The 3,485-nt window shown below is 61.1% G+C and carries 4 protein-coding genes; 1 reads left to right on the top strand and 3 read right to left on the bottom strand.

Features of this window, described 5'->3' with window-relative positions; genetic code table 11:
- Nucleotides 1-474: RNA pyrophosphohydrolase (locus OC610_RS23610; protein WP_264431268.1), on the bottom strand; the 474-nt coding region annotated here is incomplete at its 3' end.
- Between the two features lie 143 nt (nucleotides 475-617).
- Between OC610_RS23610 and OC610_RS23605 the strand changes: the two genes are divergently transcribed.
- Nucleotides 618-1,274 carry a histidinol-phosphatase gene (locus OC610_RS23605; RefSeq protein WP_264431266.1) on the top strand — a complete coding sequence of 219 codons (657 nt, stop codon included), beginning with the start codon at nucleotides 618-620 and terminating at the stop codon, nucleotides 1,272-1,274.
- 102 nt (nucleotides 1,275-1,376) lie between these two features.
- Here the strand turns inward: OC610_RS23605 and OC610_RS23600 are convergent, their stop codons facing one another.
- Together OC610_RS23600 and ilvA are read right to left on the bottom strand one after the other, a co-directional pair.
- The gene (locus tag OC610_RS23600; RefSeq protein ID WP_264431264.1) at nucleotides 1,377-1,802 is read right to left on the bottom strand and encodes a DUF2269 domain-containing protein; all 426 of its coding nucleotides are present in this window, start codon (nucleotides 1,800-1,802) and stop codon (nucleotides 1,377-1,379) included.
- A gap of 44 nt (nucleotides 1,803-1,846) precedes the next feature.
- Nucleotides 1,847-3,361, bottom strand: coding sequence for a threonine ammonia-lyase, biosynthetic (ilvA, locus tag OC610_RS23595; protein ID WP_264431262.1), 1,515 nt, complete (start codon nucleotides 3,359-3,361; stop codon nucleotides 1,847-1,849).
- Nucleotides 3,362-3,485: the final 124 nt, after the last annotated feature.

Here is a 3,485-nt window from a genome sequence, read left to right as displayed (position 1 = left end):
GCGCGTCAGCAGGCGCGGGGCAAGCTCTTTAAGGGCGCGTCGATACACCTCGCGCTTGAATGTCACCACCTGGCCCAACGGATACCAATAGCTGACCCAGCGCCAGCCATCGAACTCCGGTTTACCGGTCAAATCCATCCGCACCCGCTGCTCGTTGGAGATCAGGCGCAGGAGAAACCATTTCTGCTTCTGGCCGATGCACAGCGGCTGGCTGTGCGTCCTGACCAGGCGTTGCGGCAAACGATAGCGCAACCAGCCTCGAGTGCAGGCGAGTATTTCAACATCCTCTCGCTCCAGCCCGACTTCTTCATTCAACTCGCGGTACAAGGCCTCTTCCGGCGTCTCCTGGGGATTGATCCCACCCTGGGGAAACTGCCAGGCGTCTTGATTGATACGGCGTGCCCATAGCACCTGCCCAGCATCATTCGTAAGAATGATCCCCACATTGGGACGGAAACCATCGGGATCGATCACGGCAACAACCTCGCAAACGCATGTCGCCGCATTGTTCCACAAAGGTTGTGAAAGCAGCAACGAGCGTCCCTAGCTTATGTGCACTCTTGTGAAAAGTCCGTATTCTTGAGGCCTTTCTTCAGAATTTTCAGCGAGTAACTGCAATGCGGCTGGCTTTATTCGACTTGGACAACACGCTGCTGGGCGGCGACAGCGACCACGCCTGGGGCGATTACCTGTGTGAGCGCGGGTTCCTCGACGCCGTTACATACAAGGCGCGCAACGACGAGTTCTACCAGGACTACCTGGCCGGCAAGCTCGACAATGCCCAATACCTGAACTTCTGCCTGGAAATCCTCGGCCGCACCGAGATGGAAGTACTGGCGCAGTGGCACTTGGACTACATGCGTGACTGCATCGAACCGATCGTGTTGCCCCAAGCCATCGAGCTGTTGAAAAAGCACCGCGATGCTGGCGACAAACTGGTGATCATCACCGCCACCAACCGCTTCGTCACCGCCCCGATTGCCGAACGCCTGGGGGTCGAGACCCTGATCGCCACCGAATGCGAAATGATCGACGGGCGCTACAGTGGACGCAGCACTGATATCCCGTGTTTCCGCGAGGGCAAGGTGACCCGGTTGAACCGCTGGCTGGAGGAGACGGGCTATTCCCTGGAAGACAGCTACTTCTATAGCGACTCGATGAACGACTTGCCGCTGTTGGAAGCGGTGACGCATCCGGTGGCGGTGGATCCGGATCCGAACCTTCGGGCCGAGGCCGAAAGGCGTGGTTGGCCGGTGATTTCGTTGCGCGGCTGAAACAGCTTTCGCGAGCAGGCTCGCTCCCACATGGATTGTATGAAGAACACAGTCCATGTGGGAGCGAGCCTGCTCGCGAAAGGGGCGACGCGGTCCAAAGCCTTAAACCGGCTTGGCCCCCATCAACCCCGCCATGGCAACAAAGCAGACAACACTGAACAGCGCCAGGGCAAAGGTAAACTTCCCGCTACCGCCCGGCGCCTTGCGCAATTTGTTCAGCCGCGCCACCAACCAGAACCCCGCCAGCGCCGCCAAGGTGTAGAGCACACTGGAAGCCAGCAACCAGGTTTGCCCCAGCGGCCAGCCGATCTGATGAACCATCCACCAGCCTGTGAAGGGCAGGCTAGCCAGCGCCAGGATCATCACCAGCCAGATGAACAGCTGCGGACGTTGCAGCGTGCGGGCGGCTGCCGTGGCATCGCCGTTGCGGCGTGTGCGCCAGACCCAGACGCCCAGCCCCAGGGCGCCGGCCAGCAACAGTACGGTGGCGACGACATGGGCTATTTTCAGCGCGATCAACGTTTCCATCGTTTTATTTCCTTAAGTCTTGCTCACAGCCTAGTCCGGCTTTATCAACCCAGAAACAACTGATAGGCCGGATTATCGCTCTCATCCCAGTACGGATAGCCGATTTCTTCCAGAGCGGCCGGCACCAGGTGGCGCTCATCGTGGGGTACTTGCAGCCCGGCGACGACACGGCCATCCGCCGCGCCATGGTTGCGGTAGTGGAACATCGAGATGTTCCAACGGCCGCCCAGCTTGTTGAGGAAGTTGAACAGTGCCCCCGGACGCTCCGGGAATTCGAAACGCAGGACCACTTCATCGATGACATGGGCGGCATGCCCGCCGACCATGTGGCGGATATGCAGCTTGGCCAGTTCGTTGTCGGTCAGGTCCAGCACCGGGAAACCTTGCTCGGTCAGGCTGGCGATCAGCTTGCTGCGCGGGTCGTTTTCCGGATGGGTCTGCACGCCAACGAAGATGTGCGCTTCGCTGCCGGTGTTGTAACGGTAGTTGAATTCGGTGATCTGGCGTTTGCCGATGGCTTCGCAGAAGGCCTTGAAGCTGCCTGGCTTCTCGGGGATGGTCACGGCGATGATGGCTTCGCGGCCTTCACCCAGTTCGGCGCGCTCGGCCACGTGGCGCAGGCGGTCGAAGTTGACGTTGGCGCCGGAATCGATGGCCACGAGGGTCTGGTCGCTGATGCCGCGCGTCTCGACGTATTTCTTGATCCCCGCAACGCCCAGGGCGCCGGCAGGTTCGGTGATCGAGCGGGTATCGTCGTAGATGTCCTTGATCGCGGCGCAGATCTCGTCAGTGCTGACGGTGATGACTTCATCCACGTAGTGCTTGCAGATATCAAAGGTGTGCTGGCCGATCTGCGCCACGGCCACGCCATCGGCGAACAGGCCCACGGTGGGCAGCACCACGCGCTCGCCGGCGGCCATGGCTGCTTGCAGGCAGTTGGAATCGTCCGGTTCGACGCCGATGATCTTGATCTCCGGACGCAGGTATTTCACATAGGCCGCAATCCCCGCGATCAGCCCGCCACCGCCCACCGGGACGAAAATCGCATCGAGGCGCCCCGGGTGCTGGCGCAGGATTTCCATCGCCACCGTGCCCTGCCCGGCAATGGTGTGAGGGTCGTCGTATGGGTGGATGTAGACGTAGCCCTTTTCGTCGACCAGCTTCAGCGAATAGGCCAGTGCTTCAGGGAACGAGTCGCCATGCAGCACCACTTTGCCGCCACGGGAGCGCACGCCTTCGACCTTGATTTCCGGCGTGGTCTTGGGCATGACGATGGTGGCTTTCACTCCCAGCACCTTGGCGGCCAGCGCCAGGCCCTGGGCATGGTTGCCCGCCGACGCCGTGACCACGCCGCGGGCGCGCTCTTCGTCGCTGAGCTGGGTCAGCTTGTTGTAGGCCCCGCGAATCTTGAACGAGAACACCGGCTGCAAGTCTTCGCGCTTGAGCCAGACCTCGTTGCCCAGCCGCTCGGAGAGCTGGCGAGCGGTCTGCAGCGGGGTTTCCACGGCAACGTCGTAAACGCGCGAGGTGAGGATCTTTTTGACGTACTGTTCAAGCATCGGAAGCATCACTGAGCGGGTTGGGCAGGGCCAAGGAGTCTAACCCGGCTTTTGGCCGGGCGACCACACGAATTAAGGCACCTTGGGCGCAGAAGCCCCCGTGTCGAGGGCGCTTGCTCCCGCT

The organism is Pseudomonas agronomica, from assembly GCF_025917275.1.
Classification (GTDB): Bacteria; Pseudomonadota; Gammaproteobacteria; order Pseudomonadales; family Pseudomonadaceae; genus Aquipseudomonas; species Aquipseudomonas agronomica.
This window is presented reverse-complemented; position numbering and strand designations above follow the sequence as displayed.